Genomic DNA, 21,704 nt, shown 5'->3' with positions numbered 1-21,704 from the left:
CCAGTACGGATTGTCGTTAACTTTCAATTAACATAGATATCGCCGCCAGAGCTTCCGGATCTTGTTCCTTGATTTTATTGGCAATGCGATGCTGGAAAAAATACTTGAACTCCGCTTGCTCCTGCGCCGAGTAAAGACTTTCATCGCCGGGCAAGACCGGAGTGGACTTTACTTTTTCTTCATCCACCAGCATGGCATGGACGGTGCCGTCCGCCATGAGACGCCAGCTCAGCACTTCGATCAGCACGAATGAGCGAAAGCCGTTGTCAGTCAACACGGCATGGGTGCCGATGCCATCAGGAATTTCCTGCACAATTTCACCGTCCCGGACATGATCCAGGTGATAAAACTCTTCCGCTAATTCCAGCTCCATAATTTTATGACGAGGTGTATTGTAGAAAATATCGTTGGTGCCGGGATCACGATAACCTTCCCAGCGACCGTTCAGGGGGTCATTGATTTCTGTGCAAGGAACGACTTGGTTCAGCCAGGGCACCAAGCCCACAACCTCTCCGGATTCACGCAAAGCCCAACAAACAATCTTGAGAGAGTAAAGGCGATTGGGGGAAGTGTCGTTGGTGTACAACATTTCCAGCCCATCGAGTTCTGGTGTGATACGAATTATACGATCCACCACATCATCGATGGGGCGGCCAGAAAACAGGTCGATCACGTTGCTGCGATCATCCGATGACTGTGGCTTCATTCGACTACCCTCGCGGACCGGAGCCGGGTATACCGTGTTGCGTGGTGATGCGCAGCCCGGGTCGTCATGTCTTACTCTGCTTTCTTATATCTAAGTATAAATTAAAGTAAAAAGCCAGCGTTGCGTTGCTTCCGGAGCCCATCCGTAGGTAATTAGGTGGTAAAAAAGAGTGAATAAATAGCAGTCAGTCCGGAGCCGGGCAGCCTCGAAGGGCCGGTGTCGAGGTCAGCGAGAAGCGGCGAATCTGCAATCGTTTCATTGCCCAGCTCACCCGCCAACAGAGCATCAACGCAGCTGCGGTAAGGCCAACCAGCAGGCCGATCCAGAAGCCTTTAGCCCCCATGGCCGGTACCACGATGTCTGTTAAACCCAGCACATAGCCTACGGGCAAGCCCAGGCACCAATAGGCAATTAATACCATCATCATGGGGATGGCGGTGTCTTTCATGCCGCGTAGGACGCCGTTCGCGCCCACTTGAAGGCAGTCAGAAAACTGAAATAAAGCGGCAAACAGCAATAATCCGCTGGCGATTGCCAAAACGTCGGCATCCTGGGTGTACGCGGACGCAATATCGGTTCGGAAAAAGGCCAGTAAGCTGCTGTTAATTATGGCTATAGCAAGAATGATATAGATGCCGCTGATGACCGCGGTGTGGACACCGTCAAGGCTATTTCTGCCCAGGTTAGTACCCACTCTGACGGTCAATGCCAACGATAAGCTCAGCGGAATCATAAACGTCATGGAAGAGGCATTCAGCGCAATCTGGTGTCCGGCAACCACCGTTGCGTCAATTCCGGCTATAAACAGGGCAATTACACAGAACAGGCTCACTTCGATAAAGATAGCCAAGCCGATGGGTAACCCGGTTTTTAGAATGCTGCCGATTTTATCCAGCCGGGGCTTGGCAAACTGCGTGAACGTGTGACTGCCCTGGCGCTGATCAAAACCGACAGAGTAGATCGCCATAACAATTAACATAAGCCACATCACAATGGACGTGGCCCAACCGCAACCGACACCGCCCAGCGCAGGTAGACCCAGTTTGCCATAGATCAGTACATAGTTAACCGGTACGTTGACAGCCAGTCCCAACAGGCTTACCAGCATCACCGGCCGGGTGAACGACATCCCCTCGGTCAGACTGCGCAAGGCCAGAAACAGGGCGATGGCGGGGAAGCCCCAAGACAGGCCTTCCAGATAACCTATGATCATTGGGCCGATATCACGAGAAACATCCATCAGCGCCAATACGGGCTGCATAGAACGTAATGCTGCCCAGCCCAATAGGCCAAGTGGCAATGCTAACCACAGGCCTTGTTGCACGACGCTTCCGATAGCAGCGGTGCGCCCGCCCCCTTTGAGCTGTGACACAAACGGCGTCAGTCCCTGCATGACACCCACCATAAACAGGAATACCGGCACCCAGATGGCGGACCCAACGGCCACCGCGGCCAAATCCTGGGCGCTCACCTGACCGGCCATAATCGTATCAACAAAGCCGTTGGCAGTTTGGGCAAACTGGGCAACCAGGATCGGAAAAGCCAGACTGATGATGCTCTTGCATTCCTGCCAAACTGGGTGGTGTTTAAGGGTGAAATTCATAATTCCGCAGCGTGGATCAAATAGGTGAGTCGAAAAGCGCGGTAGTTTATCATGCATGGAAATCTTTTGATCAGGCAATATCAAGACAATGGCTGTTACACCCGAGTCCCGGTTCGACCATCACTATAGTCAATTAATTCAGTTGTTTAGGGAGTGTTTTGAGAAACAGTATCAAACCTGTTTGGTGCGCGGTGGTGCAGAGCCGGTGTACTTGCCTCAGTCGGAGGGCAGATTGTTCAGCGAAATCCACTTCGCTCATGGGTTTTTCAGCAGTGCGTTGCATGAGTGCGCGCACTGGATGTTGGCGGGTGAGCAGCGCCGTAGGCTGGAAGATTTCGGTTACTGGTATCAGCCCGATGGACGTAATGCAGAGCAGCAGCGGTTATTTGAAGCAGTGGAAGTCAAACCGCAGGCAATCGAGTGGATGCTTTCCGTTGCCGCCGGTTACCGCTTTCGGGTCAGCATCGATAATCTGCAAGGGGAAGCCACAGATCCTGCTCGATTCAAACAGGCGGTCTATCAGCAGGTACGGCACTACCTGGTCCAAGGCTTGCCTGGGCGGGCGGAGCAATTCCGTCAGGCGCTTTGTGAGTATTATGGTACGCCACGCAAGTTGAGCCTAACTCAGTTTGATGTCGAAACGATCTGAAAACAACCACCGGCTCAGGCTCGTATTCTGGCCCCTTCCCGTGCTAAATTAGGTCAAAGCATCGACAAAACGGCTTTGCTGAACGTACTCCAAAAATAAAAAAAGCAGTGAGAATGAGCATGCAGTATGATGCGCAGATTCAGATGATCGTCAGTACTTTTAAATTGTCTCAGAGCCTGGACGTAGATCCGAACTCCGGAAGGGCCAGTATGCGGTATGAAGTGAAGTGTGATGGCGGTGTGCGTTCATCGGGGTTTGAAGAAACTCAGGCGGTGGTCAGTATTCGGGAAGTGTCCAAACTAACCGATAAATACCTGGGTACAGTAGAGCAGGATAATGGCAGGCTGCACATTCGGATTGTAGCACCACGAGAGTATTTCAGCGGTCTGATCGGATTATTCCCTTACTGCAAGCCGGAGGAGGGTGGTTACCTGTCGTTTAATTTTTTGATAAACAGGGATCAGATATCCGGGCGTAGCCTGATGAAAGTGCTTAACGCGGAATATAAAATGGTGAAGCAGTTGTCGGATAATCCAGACTTGATTCATCGCAATTAGCCAGGAATGGAATGAGCCGATACCGACCACCCAGCGCCCCCTCAGCCCCCTATATAACTCCCCAAGGCCGCGATAAACTGATGACGGAGCTACGCTATCTGTGTGATGACCTGCGTCCGGAAGTAACTAAAGCGCTGGGCGAAGCGGCTGCAGAAGGCGACCGTTCTGAAAATGCAGAATATATTTACCGCAAAAAACAAATACGGGAAATCGACCGGCGCATCCGTTATCTTGTGAAGCGCCTTGAAGTAGTGAAATGCGTTGATCAGCGTCCGGCCGATCAAAGTAAAGTCTTTTTTGGTGCGTGGGTGGAGCTGCAAGACCTGGACACCGGCTCAACAGCGCGCTACCGGCTGGTGGGTGCTGATGAAATCGATCTGGATGCCGGCTGGATTAGTGTAGATTCCCCGGTTGCCCGAGCGCTGCTAAAAAAGCAGGAAGGGGACGACGTTGTTGTTGAACGACCCAAAGGCGAAGTGATCTACGAAATTTCCCGGGTACAGTACGATCCGTTTGAGTAGTGATTTTTGAACTGACGAGTTAAATCATAATGGAAGGGAAAAGATGAAAACGATTGTAATTACCGGAGCCAATCGCGGGCTCGGACTTGAATTTACCCGCCAGTATCTGGAAGCAGGTAACCGGGTAATAGCCACCGCCAGACACCCCGAGCAATCCCGGGAGTTGTCGCAGCTTAAGAGCCACTATGGCGAAAAACTGATGATCTATACGTTGGATGTCACAGACGACGCGTCAAGAAATGCCTTTTCAAAAACAGTGGGTAATAAAGTTATTCATTTGCTGATCAATAATGCCGGTTATTACGGTGATAACAAAGAGCTGGGTAAGCTGGATACCGCTGAATGGTTAAATGTGTTCGAAGTTAATAGCATTGCACCGATCAAGATGGTGGAAGTACTGCGTTCCAATCTGGTGAATGCAGAGAGTGCTACCGTGGTTTTACTGAGTAGCAAAATGGGCTCCATGACGGACAACACCTCCGGTGGCGCCTATCTTTATCGTTCCGCGAAAGCAGCGCTCAATGCGGGTGCAAAATCGTTATCAATCGACTTAGCGGATGAAAAAATCAAAGTTGTCATGTTGCATCCAGGTTGGGTGTTAACCGATATGGGGGGGCCGAACGCACTTATAGACGCCCAGACCTCGGTGCAGGGAATGCGGAGGGTCATCGACGGGCTCAAGGCCAGTCAGAGCGGTGACTTTATTGCGTATGACGGTACGGTTGTTCCCTGGTGATCCGCTTTTTATTGGTGTTTTGTCTGGCACTATCCACTGCCACCAACAGCTTTGCCCAGTGGTTTAAGCGGGAAGAACCCATCATGGGCACCCGTGTTTATGTTGAGCTTTGGTGGCAGAACGAGGCCCGGGCAAACGAGTTAATGCAGCAGGTAATGGATGAAATGGAGCGCATCAATCAATTGATGAGCCCCTATAAAACCCGATCGGAATTATCCGCCATTAACCGCTTGGCCAGTGAACAGGCGGTGCCGGTCAGCGCCGAATTGTTCAGGCTGATTCAGACCTCTGTCCGGTATAGCGATGTGAGCGACGGCGCATTTGACATCACTTTTGCCTCGCTCGGCAGCGAGTATGATTATCGGAATAAGATCAAACCAACGGAATCCCAACGCAAAAAGGCGGCGGCGTTAATCAACTATAGAGATATGGTGCTGCTCCCGGCAGACAACAGTGTCCGGTTCCGCAAAAAAGGTATGCGTATTGACCTGGGGGGCATTGCGAAAGGGTACGCCGTGGATAACGCCATCGCCATTTTGCAGGCCGCCGGGGTTGAAAGCGCCATCGTAACTGCGGGCGGCGATAGCCGTATTCTTGGAGATCACCGGGGGCGGCCCTGGTTATTGGGGATACACAATCCACGCGGAGACGGGCAGGTGCTCAAGCTGCCGCTGGAAGACGTATCGATTTCCACCTCGGGGGATTACGAACGGTATTTTGAGGCGGACGGTGTACGGTATCATCATATAATTGATCCGCATAAGGGGGCGTCTCCCAGCGAGTTGATGAGTGCCAGCGTATTGACGGATAAATCCATAGATGCTGACGCCTTATCCACGACGTTATTTGTTTTGGGTACTGATAAGGCACTCAAGTTGGCAAATTCACAACCGGGGGTGTCTGCCATCCTCATAGACAGGACAGGAAAGGTTTATTATTCCTCTGATCTGGTGGATCCCGCGATGCAATAGCTTGCGTGCCGTGTTATATAATACGAACATCAATAGATCCTAAGTCCATAAAAACAAAAAACAGCGGACCATGGTGGCTTTTATGAATTCGTCACTCGTGTTACACGATACGCCGGGCATCGGCACTTCTTTTCCCAATTATGTTTTTGTTGCTGATCAACATCAGCAATTTATTCTCTATTCCAATTTATCCTCACCACATAATTTACTGAAACAGGATTCCCTGGAAACGGACCTGTACCAGGCGCATTTAAATAGTCTCAGCACCAATGCACTGCAATTACGCAATGTAACGGAAGATCTGATCGACGTCATTGTACGAGCCCACGAATCCAGCCAGGGCTATTTATTCCGGTTCCGTGATGAAGGGGGATACTGGCGTTTTGGCTATCTGGAAAATGTAACGTTGTATGGTGGCGCCAATGGCGGAACAGAACATTTGTGCGGCATCATCCTGTTATTACAGAACCCTGCGAGCTATCAGTCGGCGGAAATACCGCCTCCTTCCCGATTGGTCTGGATGACCGATTTGAATTTGCGTCTGGTGAAAGTGGGAAGCGAATGCCGGTCGCTGGGGTTTGATATGGAATCGCTTTTAGCAAACGGACAATTGAGTTTTCTGACGGATGAAAGCAGCCTGTTTCTGGAGACTGTGTATCAAGATCAATTCAGTAACCCGGAACCGGAAACCCGTGTTGTACGACTCAGTTTGCGTTCGCTGAATGGCAGTGCGGTCGCGGCAACGATCCAGTTTTCCCTGTTGTTTGATGGGCAGGGTACTGTTACCGGGACCCTGGGCATTGCTGATTTTTACCCCAGCCGGGAAGTGCTGGAAAGTGAACGTCAATTATTTTCGGCGATGTTTGAATCCATTTCGGAAGGCCTGTTTGTCACCGATCGCAGTGGATTTATTTTGCGAGCAAATCCGGCTTTTTATGAACTGACCGGTTATCAGGCTAAAGAAATACTGGGTATGCACTGCCAGCATATTTGGAAAAAAAGGCTTGGATCCGAATTCTTTCGTGAAATCCGCAATGCTTTAGTGCGCAACCGGAAGTGGCGAGGGGAATGTGAATTTGTGCATCGTGACGGAAGCTTGCGTTATGCAATGCTCAGCTTTAGTCAAACCCACAATATGAGAAACGAAGTACGCAATTATGTCGGCGTGCTGATGGACATCGGAGATAAGAAACGCAGTGACTTGCGAATTCATCGGCTGGCCTATTACGACCCCCTTACGGGTATTGCGAACCGTCGCCTATTCAATGAACGTTTAAGCGAATCGGTCACCAATAGTGAACGGAATAAAACCGCACTGGCGGTCCTGTTCCTGGATCTGGACCGATTTAAACCGGTGAATGATTCCCTGGGTCATGTCGCAGGAGATCAGCTGTTAAAAGGGGTGGCACGTCGCCTGGTTTATTGCTTAAGAGAGGGTGATACTGTAGCCCGCATGGGGGGGGACGAATTTGCCTTGATCCTACATGATTTGGAACCTGCCGTTGCGGAGCAAACGGCGATTAAAATGGCGTCCAGGGTAGTGGCGCAATTTTATTCGGCTTTCATGCTGGAGGGCAGGGAGGTGTATACCTCTCCTAGTATCGGTATCAGTCTTTACCCGCATCACGGGCAGAGTGCGGGAATTTTGCTACGCGGTGCAGATACCGCAATGTACGCGGCCAAACGCGCGGGTAAAAATCACTATCAGTTTTACGACGAAGTAATGAATAAGCGCGCTATGGATCGATTGATCATGGAAAACGCCATGCGCCGGGCTTTATTAAAAGAGGAATTCGAACTGTACTTTCAGCCTCAATACGCCATGGTCAGTGGAGTGATGACCGGGATCGAAGTGTTGTTGCGCTGGGATCATCCGCAGTTCGGGAGTGTTCGACCATTGGAGTTTATCCATCTGGCGGAACAGACGGATTTAATCATTCCTTTGGGTGAGTGGGTGTTTCAGCAAACCTGTGAAAAGATATCGGAATGGCAGAAGTCAGGAGTGCGTTTTCCCAGGGTCGGGGTAAATGTATCAGCGAATCAGTTTAAACGTGAGGATTTTGCCGATTGGGCTTTGTTCCAGGTACAACGTTACGGTGTGAATCCGGCGCAGCTTGAAATTGAAATTACCGAAAGCGCTATTATGGATGATGTGGAGCACAGTCTGCAGATGCTTGAACGATTGCAAAAAGCGCGCATTCGCATCGCGGTGGATGACTTTGGAACCGGCTATTCTTCGCTGAATTATTTACGCAAATTCCCGATCAGTACGCTGAAGATTGATCGCGTATTTGTGGAGGATATTGTTGATAATCAGGATACTCTGGAATTAACTCAAACGATCATTGCTATCGCCAAGAGCCTGAACTTGGGTGTGATTGCTGAAGGCGTTGAAACCCGGGACCAATACCAACTATTAACCCGGTTGGGCTGCAACGAAGTGCAGGGCTATTTTATGAGCCCTGCACTGTCTGAAAGCAAACTTCTGGAATTGGTTGCTGGGAAGTCGGGTTAGGTCGTGTTTAACCGGCCTGGTTAGCGGGTTAAACAGCAAGTTACCAACTGTAATTCACCTTATAACTTAACTTAACCTCTTCGCCTGCTTTTAACTGCACCGGAAATTCGATTGTGTGGCTGTCTTTTTTAACAAACTTCTCAGACGCATTTTCTATTTTCCAGTTATTCCAGCGGTAAAGATGCTCAACAATGTTAACCCGAACGTCGGTTTTTTTACTGTTTTTCACTGTAATTTCAAACGTTTCAGCAGCGTCGCGAGACCGGGTATTGACTTGGAAGTCCATGCGCTTGCGTTCGCCCTTCAGATCAAAGGCGTTGCCGGTATAAAGCGATACTTCATTATCAGTGGGGGTGTGATCAATGTTGTTTTCGCCTATAAATTCAAGCTGGTTATCTTCATCCTGCTGATAGAAACGTACCCGGCCTTTTGGTAGGGGAATCCCCAAGCCGTTGTCTTTGCTGTTCTTGAACTCGCGGCGGATGCTGACTTTGGTATTACTTTGGGTTCCGTAATCAGGATCGCTGCGGAACTGATCGGTTTGATAACGGCGGTTAACCAGGGCACCATCGTAAATGTAGACAGTGCTTGATTTGACTTTTTTGCTGTTAATGAAGCTGATTTGCTTCGTTTCTCCGTCCTGGAGATCAATGGCGCGCTCTATGCTATACAGGTGATATTCATCAAAGTCTTTTTCTGTTACTTGCGGGGCAGACGCGGCCACCATAGAGCGCATTTTTACCCCGTATTCGGGGCCGTCAGGGGATATTTTGTTAATATCACCGGCCATCATTTTCATTTTAGCTTGTTCGAAGGCTTTACCGGATCGATTGGAAAACGTGATCCAGGCATTCACGCTCATTTCTTCTCCGTCGGCGCTGGCGACCATATTGTAGTCGGCTTTCCAACTGAGGCCGGCGGTCAGGTAAGCAAGCTCAAGCAGTTGGGTGCCGGCTTTGGCGGATTCCAGTTGCCACTGCAGGGTTGGCTTAAGAATGGCATCGTTTTTTATTGCTGGGAACAAAGGCACACCGGGTAATCCAAAACGGGATTTTCCATCCAGTTCGATTATGGGAACATTGTTGAAGCCGCTGCCTTTGCCACTGCGAATGATTTTTCCGGGTAACACCACCGTTTTGTCACCCCGCTGCACCTCAAAATCGATTGTTTGCCCTTCAAAATGCTCGAGCAGGAGCGACTGATCCACTGGTGAGGACAAGTAATTCTGCTCAAGAATGTTAACTGGCCATTGTTCCGCGTTACTTTTTACCGGTCGTAATACAACGGAGTCGGGCTCCAGATTCTGGGTGATGTCTTGGTAGGAAACCGAATTGACACCGGGTTTGAATTTCAAAAGAATGGTGTCCCTGACAACAGCAAAATCGCCGTTATAAATAGTAATAGACGGAGCTGCGGAAGCCAGTGAGCTGGTGAGCATAACAATTCCTGCCAGTGTTTTATGAAAAGCCATTCAAAAAAGTCCGTTGCAATTTAGTGAGGGAAGACAGTTACGCATCGGGGTAGCGATGCTCCAGTGCGGAGTAGACGGCCTCCTGAAAATCGGCTGCATTGGGGTCGAGCATGCCGAGTATATCTGCCAAGTGCTCGTTGTCCTCACGACCCTGCCAGACTTTGATATAGTTTCCTTGTTTGTAACCATGATCCTGACGAAAAAAATTCAGTACATTTTTTCCGATATACTGCTGATACAGGCTGGCAAGGTCGAGATCAGCCAGTCGCATTAGCTGACAGAACAGGGGTATTGAAAAGGACTTTTGATTTAGGGTGTCTGAAGCCAGTTGTTCAACTGCATCCAAAAAAGACACGTTGTCCTGTGTATCCGTCCATTGCCTTTCGATCAAGTTAGCGACGTCTTCCAGGGTGCTGCCACTTTGCAATAGGATGCTCATACCAAAGTGCCATATATCGACTATCTCCAACTGTATTTGCGCCAAATCCGGGTTTTGCTTTTTCCACCATTTCCACCCGTGGTGATCCATTAGCTCGGCGCACTCTGTCCATACTGCCCGATACCATTCAAATTGTTGCTCTTGCCATAGCGGGTGAACCTTGCTGTTCATTTTGTTTTGTAATGCCAGCATATTGACCAGTTGCTGTTTCATCGTAGCTCCTGTTTTGTCCGCAGAGACCACAGTCGTGTCCTGGTCGTGACAAATATGTTGAGTGGTGAGTTAGAGTATCTTCGCTGCAGAGGGTTCAATCCGAACCCGGATGTTCGGTATGCTATCGTTTATGATCGGTGGTCACAATCATTGAAGGACTAATTATGTGCGGACGCTTTAATATCATCGATGACCCAGCGATGCACGGTCTATTGCACACGTTGGGCCTCGGTTTACGCTTGCCCACCAGGGTTAATATTGCGCCTACAGAGGCGGTGCCGGTGATTAAACAGGCGGGTCAGACGGTGTCCGTACATGAAATGCGATGGTGGTTGGTGCCGTCATGGGCACCCGACGTCAGCACCCGGTATTCCATGTTTAACGCGCGTTCGGATAAGTTGGCGACCAGCAAAGCATTTCGTGGCCCATTTCGACACAAGCGCGCCGTTATGCCTGTGTCCTCTTACATCGAGTGGAAGCGGGAAGGCAAGATTAAACAGCCCTATCTGATCAAGCCGGTGGGCCAGCTTGCTTTTGCATTTGCCGCAATTTGGGATCAGTGGGAGAAGGGGGGGGATTATATCGAAAGCTGTGCCATGATTACGGCGGAGGCGGATACGTCGATGAACTGGTTGCATCATCGTATGCCGGTGATGCTTACCCCGGAAACGCTGCCTGAGTGGCTGGATTTGTCGACACCGGAAACACGGTTGCAGGGGATTCTTGCTTCGGGTTTGCCAATGGACCTGGAGGCCGTTCCGTTACAGCAGAGGGTGAACAGCGGGCGGGAAAAAGCACTATCCGTACTGAGTCCCGCCGGCGATAGCGTAACGATTAATCGTCGCTAAAGATGTTTTCGATAACGTCGCCCAGGTTTTCTGCGGACTCTGATTCTTCGGCGGAATCAGAGTCCTCCGTGGTGGTGCCGGGCTCCTTTTCAAGCTCAATCTTAATGCTCTCGTCGTCTTGTTTGGCCCGATCCCGCTCCTGCATATAGGCAAGATCCTGGAGGCGTGCAATAGATAGCAATGCCTTTGCCCGCATGCCGTCTAATTGACTTTGTTGCTTTTCAATAATGCCGACAGCAACCTTTTGCATCAAATTTCGTTGGTCACGCAAGGTCTGTGCTGTCAATTCCTGCAATTGATTTAATCGTTGTTGCAGTTCAGACGCTCGGGTCTCGAAACCCTGGAACCGGGTCAGGCGATCCTGTCTTGCGGAGGTCAAAGCACGAATGCGACCTTCGAGCTCGATGAGTAAATTATCAATAGCCACTTTGTCTTTCGTACTTTGCCAGCGTTTCTCTATTGCAACAGCGTTCAAGTCCCAGACCAACAAGCCTTTCAGTAATCTGAACTTGTCCCATTCTTCCGCATAGACATCCGGATCCCCCATGGATTTCAGGGTCGCCTCGATCTGGTCAAGCCGGGTTTGTTGGGCCAGCTGAGTGACGTTCGCGGTGCCTGCGATATCATCGTCGGCAATTATCTGACTCAGCTTGGTTTCGAATTCATCGAGTTTGACCCGTGAATACGCGTAGAACTTTTGCGCTTGCAGGCTGGCCCGTTCAGCTTTAGGCGCTAATTCATTCAGACGTTCGACATGAGTTTGAATCATTTGGGTGTACGTTGGAATTTGACGCTCCCAATGCACAAGCACCAGATAAAGCCGCTGCAACTCCCGGTAGTCATGGTACATACGCTGAAATTCGTTGGTAGCGTAGTATTGAAACAGGTGCTGGCTGGCTGCATTGTCTGCCGGTAATTCAAAAGCCTTAGCCGAATTCATCACATTCATTTCTGTAGTGTCAGCGGGGCTGATGATTTCAATCCAATCCGGCTTCATGATTTCGGCTTTGATGTCATCCAGCTTTCGACCCTGGGTCTGGAACGTTTTATAGGCGTTGTTGTAGCCATCCAGGGCATCCTGGAGCGCACCCAGCTCTTCGTAAACAAAGGGCACGTTAAGAATGCTTTCCTGAACTGCAGAATCGGACAGTGGCCGTGAACTCAATTCCAACCAGGGGGTCAGTGCATCGATCTTGCGGTCAGACTCGAAATGCGCCCAGCCCAATGCCAACAAACCGCGGTTGGCGACCGGTCCAAACAATCGAATTTTATTCAGGGTTTTTTCTGCCAGATCGAGCTGATTGGATTGCAGGTAATAAATACCCAGAGATAGGGCGGAGCGATCCAGTAGCGTCATGTCTGTTTCGTCGCTGGCCTGGTTGTTTTCCAGTACATCTTCATAATAGCCAGCGGCAGCGCCCATATCCCCCAGTTGGGATAACGCAGCCCCCAGATTGAACCGCACAAACACGCTCAGGGGTTCTTCGGTATTCAAGAATTGGCTCAGGCTGCGGGCCTGATCAACTTCGCCTAGATTGATGTGACAGAGCACCTGCAGTAGTACATGTTCGGTAGCACGGGTCTCGACAGGCTCTACGATATTATTGGTCAACACAGAGAGCGCTTTTTTCGCATCGCCTTGCTTGTAATAAATACGTGCCAATTGATACCAGGATTCGTCGGCCCCTTTTTGTGTGGTGTAGGTGTTCAGCAGGCGATTGAAAATCGCTTCACCCCGTTCCAGCATGCCATAGGAGACATACAGCGAACCCAGAACCAGCTCAGCGTGTTCCCGGTTGTGGTCCAGCTGACCTCGTTCTTTTGCCACCAGAATTTTGGTGATCGCAGAAAAGTATTTTTGCTGATAAAAATCGAAAAGCAGGTCGCCGTACGCCAAGTCTTCGACGGCATGGGGCTGATCAATCAACACCGGTTTTTTAGGTTGTTCTGCGGTAGGCTGGTTTTCTGAATCCGAGCCGAACAAGCCAAACCATTCGAATGCGTAGCTGGTGTTGTGAGCTGACACGCTCAGCAGGAATGCCAGCGCGCAGCTACGCGGCCAGCGGAAACCCTTACGCTGAACAGTGTTTGCTGTTTTGAGTGGGTGATACGACAGTTTCAATTCAGATATCCTTGCCCATCACTCCCACTGCTTCAATCTGAAGCCGGGTTGCTTAGTGTATTCGTCACCTTCAATAATCAGTTCGATGTATTTGCTGCCACTGGACTTATCAAAATCCAGGCTCACTGCGCGCCGATAGTCACGACCCTGAGGGCCGATTCCGGTAACGATGGCAATCAACTCATGTTCACCTACTGGTAGATTGCCGGTGAACAGGCGTTGTACGGCGCCGCGATTCATTGCCGCAAGTTCCCTTTCTGTATAAAGGTGATTGCTAATTGGGCGATCATTAAATTTCAGGGTAATGCCGTCCAGTTGAAAATACTCCAGGGAATCATAGGAAACAAAGACATTGACCTGGGTGCTGCTGGGAAACAGTAAATCTTCCTCCAATATAAATAGGTCACGGTTCACTTGCAGAATCTTCTCTTTCAGGTCCTGCATTTCCTGTTGCATGGTCGCCGGGTCTTTGGTCGCGCCACCTTCGAGCCGCACCTCCTGGTCATCGCCATATAAAATATTGTTCAGATCAACAAACTCTTCCTCTTCAGCAGGGGCCGCCGGAGGCGGTTCTTGTTGTGCTTCATAGATGCCGGAATCCGGAAGCGCTTCCTCCTGATCCATGATTTCATCCATCTCGATATATTCCAGATCTTCTCCGGAATCGAGCTCGATGATATCGTCATCTTCTGCGTAGAGGTTGGTGCCGAGGCTCAGGCATCCCAACACCAGTAGCGCCGACATAAGTGGGGCTAGTTTGTATTTGATCGCGTTCATGTTGTTCACTTCGCTCATTTAAATTCGCTTATTCCAACACCAGTTTTTGTAACAGCTCATCGAGTTTCTCGGTGTCCCCGGTTTCATACCCGTCGTTCAGATAGCGGACAACCCCGTCGCGGTCGAAAATGGCAGAGGAGGGGAGATCCTCTATATCATATCGTTCGCTGACTAAAAATGAATCGTCATATAGGATGGTGAGACCCAAATTATGATGTTGGTTGAAGTGCTGGGCATCTTCCGGTTCTTTATCCAGCGAGATAGCCCACACCTTTACTCCATATTCTTTGTATTTGTCCTGCAATGAACTCAGGCTTTCAAGCATCGGGTTGCAGGACTTGCACCAGCTGGACCAGAACACGGCAACGACGATGTGCCCCCGTTGTTCTGACAGCCGCAAGTTGAAAGGGCTGTCGCTGCGCAATGTAAAGTCCGGTGCCGGCTCGCCAATCGCCGGCTTTTTTGCCAGTGCTGCCGGATTGAAGGTGATACACAGTATCACCCCAATCAGGCTGCTAAGTCGCAGTGCATTGGATATCCACGCATTCCTAAGCATAAGTCGCATCTGCATCAGGATGGGATAAATGATATGGGATAGGTGTCATTCCACACATCCACATTCATTGCGCCAAAGTTGATCTGCTTGATCTTCAGCATGATCTTGCGCTCCAGATCTTCATCGTCTAGCTCACTGCTGACTACCGAACACTGGGTTACGGTGCCATTAGGCTGGATTTCCATTTTCAACACCACGGTACCTTCAAGTGCTGGGTTCTTGCGTAAAGCACGACGATAAAGTCCGTAGATACTGCCCTTATGCTTGTCGAAAACAAGCTGGATATCTTCGGTTGAGCGACGCGATTTGCCATCCTTCCCGCGGCGGCTTGCCTGTTCTGCTGCGGGATCGGCAATCTTGCTCTCGACCTGAGTGGTTTTTACTCCGGCCAGTGAGCCTGATCCGCCACCACCGCTGCTGGCTTTCGAGGTGCTGACGCCACCGCTACTACCCAGTGCCATACTGCCCACCAGATTGCGTTCGGTTTTGCTCTCCTGAGCGCCCATTGCGGAAACGTCCTTCTGCTCTGCATTCAAGTTAGCCAGGTCATCGTTGTCGCGTAAATCGGACAGGTCGTCGAATACGGCGATGGCTGCCTTGGCTTTTTCTTTGGCAGTCGGCTTAGGTTTCTCTTCCTCTTTTTTCGGCTCTTCCTTCTTGGGTTCTTCTTTTTTCGGCTCTTCTTTCTTCGGCTCCTCTTCCTTTTTCTCTTCTTTCGGAGGCGGCGGAGGTGGCGGAGGCGGTTTTCGCTTCTCCATCACGAGTTTGGCCAGGCGTGGCGGTACTTTTTCTACATGGTCCCGTTGCTTTTCCGGTACCGGAATATTAGGAATAACCAGCGCCATCAGAAAAAACAGAATCAGAAACGCGACGAATATCTTGCGAAATAACTTTTCTTCTTCAGCTGCCCGGTCCCAGGGTAGGGTGTCGACCGAGTAATACGGAGTCTTCATCATATAGACACGTCCTCCGTACTCTCTTTCTTGAGGACAGCCAGTGAAATTCGGGAATATTCACTGTTACTGCAGGTCATCATAATGCGACGTAACAAGGCATAAGGAATGGCGCGATCACCCATGATAGTGACTTCACGTTCCGCAACACCTAATTCATTGACGGCGACCGCAGGCGATTTACTGGCCTGATAGCGAAGCTCTCGCTGCAAAGCCGGAATGTTATCCCCGGATAACGCTAAAATATCCGGCACTTCTTCCACCGCACGACCGTTCACCAATATGTTTTTGTCGTTGACCATAATGGTTAGCGTTTCTTTCGGCATTTGTTCGGCGATGGATTCCGGAAGCTTGATGGACTTCTGATTGGGTAACTGCTGCGTATTCGAAGAGTTCACCAAGAGGAAGAATACCAGTATCGTAAATATATCCATCAGCGATACCAGGTTGATGCCGGGTATCGTTTGTCGCTTGTGGCGACGGTCCATACGTTTTGCACGCTGCGATAGTTTCATGCATCACCTCCCTGAACCTGGCTGATAGAGGAGGAGTCGGGTGATGCAGTGTCCGCAGGGGCATCTCCGATGGAGATGTCCGGAAATAATTCGGCCTGTTCGGAGGTGCCGTCTTCTAACGATTGTTCGGCTAATCTCACTTTATCCATCGTTGTAACAAGGATTTCATAGGGTGTGTTCGGCTCCATCAGCAGAGTAATCTCTGTTATTTCAGGGAACCGGTTTTTCACCGCTTTTAACGTTGTGGTCATTGACTCGAAGTCGGGTTTGCCGTCAACGTTCTGAATGATCTTCAGCGGGCCGGTTTGACGGTCCACCACTTCCAATCGGTTTTTATATATCAATACTTCCAACACAATAGGCTTTTTGTCTTCTTCTTCCTGTTGTGGTGTCGATATTGTTGCCGGCAGATTCAATTCGAGAATTGATATCTGAGAAAACACAGCCGTGATCAGCAGAAAAGGAACCAACACCACCATTAAATTCATAAAGGCGGTTATGTTGATTTCTGCCTCAGCATGATGTTTTCGACGCGAGCGTCTATTCATAACAGCTCCTGCTCAATCGTATTCTGTGTGGATCAGGTTTAACCCTGACCACCCTGGTTTTTGCTCTGGCTTTGGGCCTGGCGGAATACGTTGAGGAATTTAACAGAAGCCATTTCCATGCTATCAATCAACTGATTGGTTTTATTCTGCAGGTAGGTGAAGGCCAGCAATAAAGGAATTGCCGCCATCAATCCGAAGGCCGTAGTGTTCATGGCTACTGAAATACTGGCAGAAAGCAAATCCGCCTTTTGTGATGGGTCAGCACTGGCAACTGCAGTAAACGCATTGATCAGACCCATGATGGTTCCGAGCAAGCCCAGCAGGGTAGCGATGTTTGCAAAGACCGCTATATAGTTGGTGCGGCGTTCCAAGTGAGGGATGGTTTCCATCAGGCCTTCTTCCATCGCCATTTCCACTTCATCATGGCGGGTTGCGTAGGCGCTTCTGGACAATCCGTAAACCAGGATCTTGGCAATGGCACTGCCGGATTTTTTAGCTTCTTCCATTGCCGTTTTAAATTTGCCTTGAGTAAGCAGAGGGAAGAGCTTTTTCCACACCACCTGATTGCGGGTTTGGGTCATATTCAGATAGATGAATCGCTCTAGGGTAATTGCGAGACCTACCAAAAATACCGCCAGGATAATGTACATGAAGGGGCCACCTTCCTGAAAAAATTGGGCGGTTGTAGTGAATAATCCTGCGCTTTGTTCAGCAGCATTTAAGGTATCAGCCATTTTGGTCTCCTGCGTTACCAAATATTTTGTTGAAGATCGAAATTGAAAGAATCAGTTATGTGTAGCTATCAGAGCTAATTTCAGCCCGCCTATAGGTCCTTCTTTTATCCTTACTGGTCAACCGCTTGGGGATCCGAATGCTGCAGCAGGTTAAAGTATTCCACCTGCCGTCGCAACTCGTCTCGATCCACCGGCTTTAGAGAATCGTCCAGCAATTGCGACTCAAAATTGGGCTTGGATTGCCACGGGTCTACACCCAGCTCTTTGGCTTGCCAGGGCACAACGTTCAGTACATTGGGTGCTTCTTTGGTACCAATGATTGTCGTTCCTTCATCCAGAGCCCAGCTGTTCAAACTGTAGCCAGTTAAAAGCCCAGCGTGAGCGATAATATAGATTATTTTGAAAAGTTTCATGCTCATCGCGCGGCCCGTCTTTCAATTTCTTTCATCCAGCCTGCCACTTTCTTGTCCGGAGTTGGCAGAAGTCGCTGATAGGCTTCAAATTCAGCCAGTGCCAACGCCGGATCGTGCAAATATAAATCCGCCAGCACCGCTAGATTATAATGTGCACTAAGGTAATTTTCGTCGATGCGAATCGCACTTTCATAGCTTGCCTGCGCTTGTTTAAATTTGCCCAGTTCACGACTGATTACGCCTAACTCATTGAGCAGGAAGGGGTTTTTCCCATGGTCGTGTAGGGCTTTATGCAATAGGTCATAGGCTTCCTGCTTTTTACCCATTTTGCGCAAAATGATTGCCTGATTAACGATAGGGCCACTGAGAGCGGGGTAGCTCTTGGATATCGCTTGCAAACGCTGCAATGCCGAGTCCAGATTGCCTTTGCGCATCTCATTGATGGCTCTGTCAAAATCCGGTTGTGCCTGTTTAGCCTGGCTGTTTTGTGCGGAACTCATATTCATAGTCAGCGCTTCGACACGCTGTCGCTGCAGCCGTTCCCGTGCTTGATCATTGCTTTCAACCGGGTCAGGTTGTTGAGCGGATGCGGCGTCATCATCCGCACGCTTCGCACCTTGTTCGCGTTCGTCTGTCAGCTCAACTGTAACACTGTCCGGCGAATCGGCCGTTGCGGCAGGTTTTGGGTCGGGCTTTATGAGTGAGCAGCCCTGAGTCAGAAGGGATAGAGCCAGCGTCAGCCCGCAGCAGAAGCGCAGATATCTAGTAGATGACATCAATATACTCCTCTGTCATTTCCGGCTTATTGTAGCGACCGGGGGATAGCGTACTGAGTGATTGGTAGCTCTTTTCCACCCATTCGTCCCAAACTTCGTTTTTGGTACGGTCAGTGTTGGTTTGGAAGATGGCAATGGCTTTATCTTCCAAAGGCAGCGCCTGATCTTCCAGCAGGATTTCGTATTCTTCTAAAGCCAGCTCGTCCAGCCCCTTGGGGCGCTCGCTTTTCATAATGCTTTTCGCAAACAGACGATAAACTTCACCCAGCTTATAGTTGGCGGCGGTGGTGAAATCAATCACGCCGTATTGCACTGTGGTGGTGTAGGCTTCGCTGGCTTTTTGCATGGCGGCTTTCTTTTTCTTCAGGCTGTTACGCAGCGGCTGGGTAAGTGAGACGCTATTAAATTCAATAAACAGGGACTCGGCGCTGTTGAATGAGCCATAGGCTGCCAGATAGCGGGTGCGGTCTGATTGTTCAGCACCGGCGTTGTTGTGGGTTTCTACCAGTTTGTTTAACCAGAAGTAACGCTTCGCCGTTTCGCCGGTTTTAGCGTACAGGTCAACCAGTTTGTTTTGGGCTTCCATGCGCGGTTCAACCGGCCGCTCATAGTCCCATACAAACTGTTTATAAAGGGCGATGGCACCTTCCGTATCTCCGGTTTTTTCTTTCATTTCCGCGGCTTGCAGTAGTGCTTCACGAGCCAGTTCCGGATCGGTGTTTTTGTGCAGTAGGGCGATGGCAGTGAGCTCTGCCGCTGCTTTGGTCAGGTTGCCTGTTTTTTCATAAGCTAAGCTGAGTTTCGCTGGTATACCCTTGGTCAGTTCATTCTTGGGATAACGCTTGCGGAAGTTCTCCAGAACACCAATGGCGCGCTCGTAGTCGCCTTGCTTCATTAGCAGGTTAGCGGCGTCATATTCTGCATTGGCGCGTACCGAGGCGTTCGGTACTACAGCGGCTACACGCAGGTACTCGCCGGCTGCTTCAGCCAGACGACCTTCTTTTTCAAGTATTTCACCTTGTTTATAGATGGCAGTGGCGAGTCGTTCTTCGTACTCGGAACGCTCCTTTTTCTCGAGCGTGGTAAATTCGAGAACCTTGCGCAGCGCCTCTTCCGCCCCGGCCCATTCCTGTTTGTCAAATACCGCATTCGCGTAAGTGATCCAGGCTTTCTCCCTAAGTTCCTGGGGCGCTGGTGGTACCCATGCAATGATGAGTTGGGCGGTGACCATCGCGGACTCTATATCGCCCAGTAACAGTTGGTCTTCAATGACATTGTCCAGCACCTTGGGGGTGTTTTCATTTGCCGGGTAGGTTTTGGCGAACTTCAGCGAGCTGCTTGCGCGTTTGGCTACCGCTCCGCGCCAAATCGGGTCGTCCTTCGGAATGGTGTTCAGGTACTCCTGGTGCGCCAAGAGGGCAAAATACGCGGCTTTTTCTGCTTCGGGGCGGGGAGCTTCACCTTCTTTGACCGGATAGTCGTAGGCCGTACGTTCAAACTCTTCGATAGCGGCCAGAAATTCCTTGGCAGCGAACAGCGTTTCTGCCAATAGCATATTCATCACCGGAGCATTCTCATCGGCAGGGAACGTCACCAAAAACTCGCGATACCAACGCGCGGCCGTGCCGTAATCCTTCGGCAGCTTACTGACCTGCGCTGCAGCGTGATAATGCTGTGCCAGCTCCACCAGATGTTGCTTCAGCTCATTGCTGTATTGGTCCCGGGCTTCCGGAGTCGCACGGTCCCAGAACGCACTGTAGATGCCGTATTGTTCAACAAATTTTTCTTTATAGGGTAACACCAGGCTGGGGAAGCCGCCTTTTTGATAGGTGTCGATCACCTTCGACGACATCGACGGTGCCATGGGGTGCAGCGGGTGTTTGAGTGAGAACATGGCGTATGTGTCGGCTGCATCCTTGTATCGCTCCTGATATAAGTAGAGCTCGGCCAGCGCGGCATAGACCTGGTGTTCGTATATGCGTTCACCCTTATTCTTGAAGAACTGGTCAACACTGGTTGCACCATCCATGTTGGAGAACGACATACTCAACACGCGCAGGGTATCATCCAGGGTTTTTTGTTGGGTTTTAGAGACTTCAGGCAATGGGATGGCCTGAATTTTGGTGATCGTACGATCCACTTGTTCGGCTTTGAGTTCTTCTTCTGATTTGGGTGGCGGTGTGGGCATATAGCCATCCAGCAAGGCGATGAAATCGCTGACCGCTAGATCGTAGTCGCCCAGTTTATAAAGACTCCAGCCGTGCTTATAAAGGGAATGCTCGTAGTATGAGTTTTCTGCACCGGCTTTGAGGACCACAGCATAAGCCTGGGCAGCAGCTTCGTAATCACCCAATAAGAACAGGTGTTCGCCGCGACGGAACTGGGCTTCAAACGTGTATTCACTATCCGGGTATTGAGTGACCAGTTTATCCAAGGTTTGCAGTGCTTTCTCCGGCTCACCATTCAAATCGTAGGCTTTCGCCAGCAGGTAGTATTCTTCGGACAGGTCGTCACCGGGTTGAGCGCCCAATATCAATGCTTCATAAATGGCAACGGCGCGCACGTATTGTAAAGAGGTGCTATCAGAAGCAGCGTCCATTTCGGCAGAGGTATCAACCTGAGGATCTTCTTCCAGCGAGTCGATCATTCGGTCTTCAGTGGCCACCATGGTCAGATCTGCCATGCGGCGTAAAGCAAGCGAGCGTTCCCGTTGCGTTGAGAATAGCTCTACAGCTTGCTCGTAGGTCGCAAGTACCTTTTCTGCTTCAATGGGTTCCAGTATCTGGGGCTCAACAGAGATTTGTCGGCGTTCAAGATCCGCCAGTGTTTTATGCTCCGGTTTCTTGTCGCCAACAATACCCACTCCGGACTGCGAGCATCCTGATAGATAGGTTAGGCTGAGCAAAACACAAGCGGTGGTTAACGCTCTCCTTGCTGATTTTGAATACAAATTATTGATTGTTTTGCTCACTCGTGAAAATCCGACACTTCTAAATATTGTTCCGCGAAGCGTATAAACCCGATATATCGTGCTCGTATTGTCGCTGTTTTTGTTTGCAGGACAAAGCGGAGAAGCTGACC

At 50.1% G+C, this 21,704-nt stretch carries 21 protein-coding genes; 7 read left to right on the top strand and 14 right to left on the bottom strand.

Annotated features, from left to right (window positions below; genetic code table 11):
* Positions 1 to 16: 16 nt before the first annotated feature.
* Together FT643_RS10980 and FT643_RS10975 are read right to left on the bottom strand one after the other, a co-directional pair.
* Positions 17 to 706 (bottom strand): hypothetical protein, encoded by a 690-nt coding sequence (locus FT643_RS10980; RefSeq protein ID WP_156871427.1) that lies wholly within the window; start codon positions 704 to 706, stop codon positions 17 to 19.
* A gap of 184 nt (positions 707 to 890) precedes the next feature.
* Positions 891 to 2,366, bottom strand: a complete 1,476-nt coding sequence (locus tag FT643_RS10975) for an MATE family efflux transporter (RefSeq protein ID WP_232340085.1) — start codon at positions 2,364 to 2,366, stop codon at positions 891 to 893.
* 31 nt (positions 2,367 to 2,397) lie between these two features.
* On the opposite strand from FT643_RS10975, the gene FT643_RS10970 reads away from it, so the two are divergent.
* The 6 genes from FT643_RS10970 to FT643_RS10945 all read left to right on the top strand — a co-directional run bounded on the left by FT643_RS10970 (position 2,398) and on the right by FT643_RS10945 (position 8,258).
* Positions 2,398 to 2,958 carry an elongation factor P hydroxylase gene (locus tag FT643_RS10970; protein ID WP_156871426.1) on the top strand — a complete coding sequence of 187 codons (561 nt, stop codon included), beginning with the start codon at positions 2,398 to 2,400 and terminating at the stop codon, positions 2,956 to 2,958.
* Positions 2,959 to 3,071: 113 nt separating this feature from the next.
* Entirely contained in the window at positions 3,072 to 3,515 is a 444-nt protein-coding gene (locus FT643_RS10965; RefSeq protein WP_156871425.1) for a hypothetical protein, read from the top strand.
* Positions 3,516 to 3,526: 11 nt separating this feature from the next.
* The gene (greB, locus tag FT643_RS10960; protein WP_156871424.1) at positions 3,527 to 4,036 is read left to right on the top strand and encodes a transcription elongation factor GreB; all 510 of its coding nucleotides are present in this window, start codon (positions 3,527 to 3,529) and stop codon (positions 4,034 to 4,036) included.
* Between the two features lie 43 nt (positions 4,037 to 4,079).
* Positions 4,080 to 4,772 carry an SDR family oxidoreductase gene (locus FT643_RS10955; RefSeq protein WP_156871423.1) on the top strand — a complete coding sequence of 231 codons (693 nt, stop codon included), beginning with the start codon at positions 4,080 to 4,082 and terminating at the stop codon, positions 4,770 to 4,772.
* Positions 4,769 to 5,743: an FAD:protein FMN transferase gene (locus FT643_RS10950; protein ID WP_198043488.1), complete on the top strand. Its 975-nt coding sequence runs from the start codon at positions 4,769 to 4,771 to the stop codon at positions 5,741 to 5,743. The genes FT643_RS10955 and FT643_RS10950 overlap by 4 nt, the downstream gene beginning before the upstream one ends.
* Positions 5,744 to 5,825: 82 nt before the next feature.
* Entirely contained in the window at positions 5,826 to 8,258 is a 2,433-nt protein-coding gene (locus tag FT643_RS10945; RefSeq protein WP_198043487.1) for a putative bifunctional diguanylate cyclase/phosphodiesterase, read from the top strand.
* Positions 8,259 to 8,298: 40 nt separating this feature from the next.
* Here the strand turns inward: FT643_RS10945 and FT643_RS10940 are convergent, their stop codons facing one another.
* Together FT643_RS10940 and FT643_RS10935 are read right to left on the bottom strand one after the other, a co-directional pair.
* Positions 8,299 to 9,729: a DUF4139 domain-containing protein gene (locus FT643_RS10940; protein ID WP_156871421.1), complete on the bottom strand. Its 1,431-nt coding sequence runs from the start codon at positions 9,727 to 9,729 to the stop codon at positions 8,299 to 8,301.
* A 37-nt stretch (positions 9,730 to 9,766) separates the two neighbouring features.
* Positions 9,767 to 10,381 (bottom strand): dUTP diphosphatase, encoded by a 615-nt coding sequence (locus tag FT643_RS10935; protein WP_156871420.1) that lies wholly within the window; start codon positions 10,379 to 10,381, stop codon positions 9,767 to 9,769.
* A 164-nt stretch (positions 10,382 to 10,545) separates the two neighbouring features.
* Between FT643_RS10935 and FT643_RS10930 the strand changes: the two genes are divergently transcribed.
* Positions 10,546 to 11,229, top strand: coding sequence for an SOS response-associated peptidase (locus FT643_RS10930; protein ID WP_156871419.1), 684 nt, complete (start codon positions 10,546 to 10,548; stop codon positions 11,227 to 11,229).
* Here the strand turns inward: FT643_RS10930 and FT643_RS10925 are convergent.
* The 10 genes from FT643_RS10925 to FT643_RS10880 form a co-directional block, all read right to left on the bottom strand.
* Complete coding sequence (locus FT643_RS10925; protein ID WP_156871418.1) at positions 11,216 to 13,351, bottom strand: tetratricopeptide repeat protein; 2,136 nt, start codon at positions 13,349 to 13,351, stop codon at positions 11,216 to 11,218. The two genes, FT643_RS10930 and FT643_RS10925, sit on opposite strands and share 14 nt — an antisense overlap.
* A gap of 18 nt (positions 13,352 to 13,369) precedes the next feature.
* Positions 13,370 to 14,146 (bottom strand): hypothetical protein, encoded by a 777-nt coding sequence (locus tag FT643_RS23145; protein ID WP_198043486.1) that lies wholly within the window; start codon positions 14,144 to 14,146, stop codon positions 13,370 to 13,372.
* 10 nt (positions 14,147 to 14,156) lie between these two features.
* On the bottom strand, positions 14,157 to 14,684 hold the full coding sequence (locus FT643_RS10915) for a peroxiredoxin family protein (protein ID WP_198043485.1): 528 nt from the start codon (positions 14,682 to 14,684) through the stop codon (positions 14,157 to 14,159).
* A 14-nt stretch (positions 14,685 to 14,698) separates the two neighbouring features.
* The gene (locus tag FT643_RS10910; protein ID WP_156871416.1) at positions 14,699 to 15,640 is read right to left on the bottom strand and encodes an AgmX/PglI C-terminal domain-containing protein; all 942 of its coding nucleotides are present in this window, start codon (positions 15,638 to 15,640) and stop codon (positions 14,699 to 14,701) included.
* On the bottom strand, positions 15,637 to 16,152 hold the full coding sequence (locus FT643_RS10905) for an ExbD/TolR family protein (RefSeq protein WP_156871415.1): 516 nt from the start codon (positions 16,150 to 16,152) through the stop codon (positions 15,637 to 15,639). Before FT643_RS10905 ends, FT643_RS10910 begins: the two co-directional genes overlap by 4 nt.
* Positions 16,149 to 16,700, bottom strand: a complete 552-nt coding sequence (locus tag FT643_RS10900) for an ExbD/TolR family protein (RefSeq protein ID WP_156871414.1) — start codon at positions 16,698 to 16,700, stop codon at positions 16,149 to 16,151. Before FT643_RS10900 ends, FT643_RS10905 begins: the two co-directional genes overlap by 4 nt.
* Positions 16,701 to 16,738: 38 nt before the next feature.
* A complete protein-coding gene (locus tag FT643_RS10895; protein WP_156871413.1) occupies positions 16,739 to 17,434 on the bottom strand; it encodes a MotA/TolQ/ExbB proton channel family protein in 696 nt (231 codons plus the stop codon).
* Positions 17,435 to 17,544: 110 nt separating this feature from the next.
* Positions 17,545 to 17,853 (bottom strand): hypothetical protein, encoded by a 309-nt coding sequence (locus FT643_RS10890; protein ID WP_156871412.1) that lies wholly within the window; start codon positions 17,851 to 17,853, stop codon positions 17,545 to 17,547.
* Positions 17,850 to 18,623 carry a tetratricopeptide repeat protein gene (locus tag FT643_RS10885; RefSeq protein ID WP_156871411.1) on the bottom strand — a complete coding sequence of 258 codons (774 nt, stop codon included), beginning with the start codon at positions 18,621 to 18,623 and terminating at the stop codon, positions 17,850 to 17,852. Before FT643_RS10885 ends, FT643_RS10890 begins: the two co-directional genes overlap by 4 nt.
* A complete protein-coding gene (locus tag FT643_RS10880) occupies positions 18,610 to 21,594 on the bottom strand; it encodes a tetratricopeptide repeat protein (protein WP_156871410.1) in 2,985 nt (994 codons plus the stop codon). Before FT643_RS10880 ends, FT643_RS10885 begins: the two co-directional genes overlap by 14 nt.
* Positions 21,595 to 21,704 lie beyond the last annotated feature (110 nt).

The sequence above is a fragment of the Ketobacter sp. MCCC 1A13808 genome (assembly GCF_009746715.1).
Classification (GTDB): domain Bacteria; phylum Pseudomonadota; class Gammaproteobacteria; order Pseudomonadales; family Ketobacteraceae; genus Ketobacter.
The sequence above is the reverse complement of the archived record's forward strand: the minus strand, read 5'-3'. Positions and strand labels throughout refer to the sequence as shown.

Coding starts and splice junctions, on each gene's coding strand:
- FT643_RS10890 (WP_156871412.1), bottom strand. CDS start 17,853: ATGAGCATGAAACTTTTCAAAATAATCTATATTATCGCTCACGCTGGG.
- FT643_RS23145 (WP_198043486.1), bottom strand. CDS start 14,146: ATGAGCGAAGTGAACAACATGAACGCGATCAAATACAAACTAGCCCCA.
- FT643_RS10900 (WP_156871414.1), bottom strand. CDS start 16,700: ATGAATAGACGCTCGCGTCGAAAACATCATGCTGAGGCAGAAATCAAC.
- FT643_RS10940 (WP_156871421.1), bottom strand. CDS start 9,729: ATGGCTTTTCATAAAACACTGGCAGGAATTGTTATGCTCACCAGCTCA.
- FT643_RS10965 (WP_156871425.1), top strand. CDS start 3,072: ATGAGCATGCAGTATGATGCGCAGATTCAGATGATCGTCAGTACTTTT.
- FT643_RS10945 (WP_198043487.1), top strand. CDS start 5,826: ATGAATTCGTCACTCGTGTTACACGATACGCCGGGCATCGGCACTTCT.
- FT643_RS10905 (WP_156871415.1), bottom strand. CDS start 16,152: ATGAAACTATCGCAGCGTGCAAAACGTATGGACCGTCGCCACAAGCGA.
- FT643_RS10955 (WP_156871423.1), top strand. CDS start 4,080: ATGAAAACGATTGTAATTACCGGAGCCAATCGCGGGCTCGGACTTGAA.
- FT643_RS10935 (WP_156871420.1), bottom strand. CDS start 10,381: ATGAAACAGCAACTGGTCAATATGCTGGCATTACAAAACAAAATGAAC.
- FT643_RS10930 (WP_156871419.1), top strand. CDS start 10,546: ATGTGCGGACGCTTTAATATCATCGATGACCCAGCGATGCACGGTCTA.
- FT643_RS10895 (WP_156871413.1), bottom strand. CDS start 17,434: ATGGCTGATACCTTAAATGCTGCTGAACAAAGCGCAGGATTATTCACT.
- FT643_RS10975 (WP_232340085.1), bottom strand. CDS start 2,366: ATGCATGATAAACTACCGCGCTTTTCGACTCACCTATTTGATCCACGC.
- FT643_RS10980 (WP_156871427.1), bottom strand. CDS start 706: ATGAAGCCACAGTCATCGGATGATCGCAGCAACGTGATCGACCTGTTT.
- FT643_RS10970 (WP_156871426.1), top strand. CDS start 2,398: ATGGCTGTTACACCCGAGTCCCGGTTCGACCATCACTATAGTCAATTA.
- greB (WP_156871424.1), top strand. CDS start 3,527: ATGAGCCGATACCGACCACCCAGCGCCCCCTCAGCCCCCTATATAACT.
- FT643_RS10910 (WP_156871416.1), bottom strand. CDS start 15,640: ATGATGAAGACTCCGTATTACTCGGTCGACACCCTACCCTGGGACCGG.
- FT643_RS10885 (WP_156871411.1), bottom strand. CDS start 18,623: ATGTCATCTACTAGATATCTGCGCTTCTGCTGCGGGCTGACGCTGGCT.
- FT643_RS10915 (WP_198043485.1), bottom strand. CDS start 14,684: ATGCTTAGGAATGCGTGGATATCCAATGCACTGCGACTTAGCAGCCTG.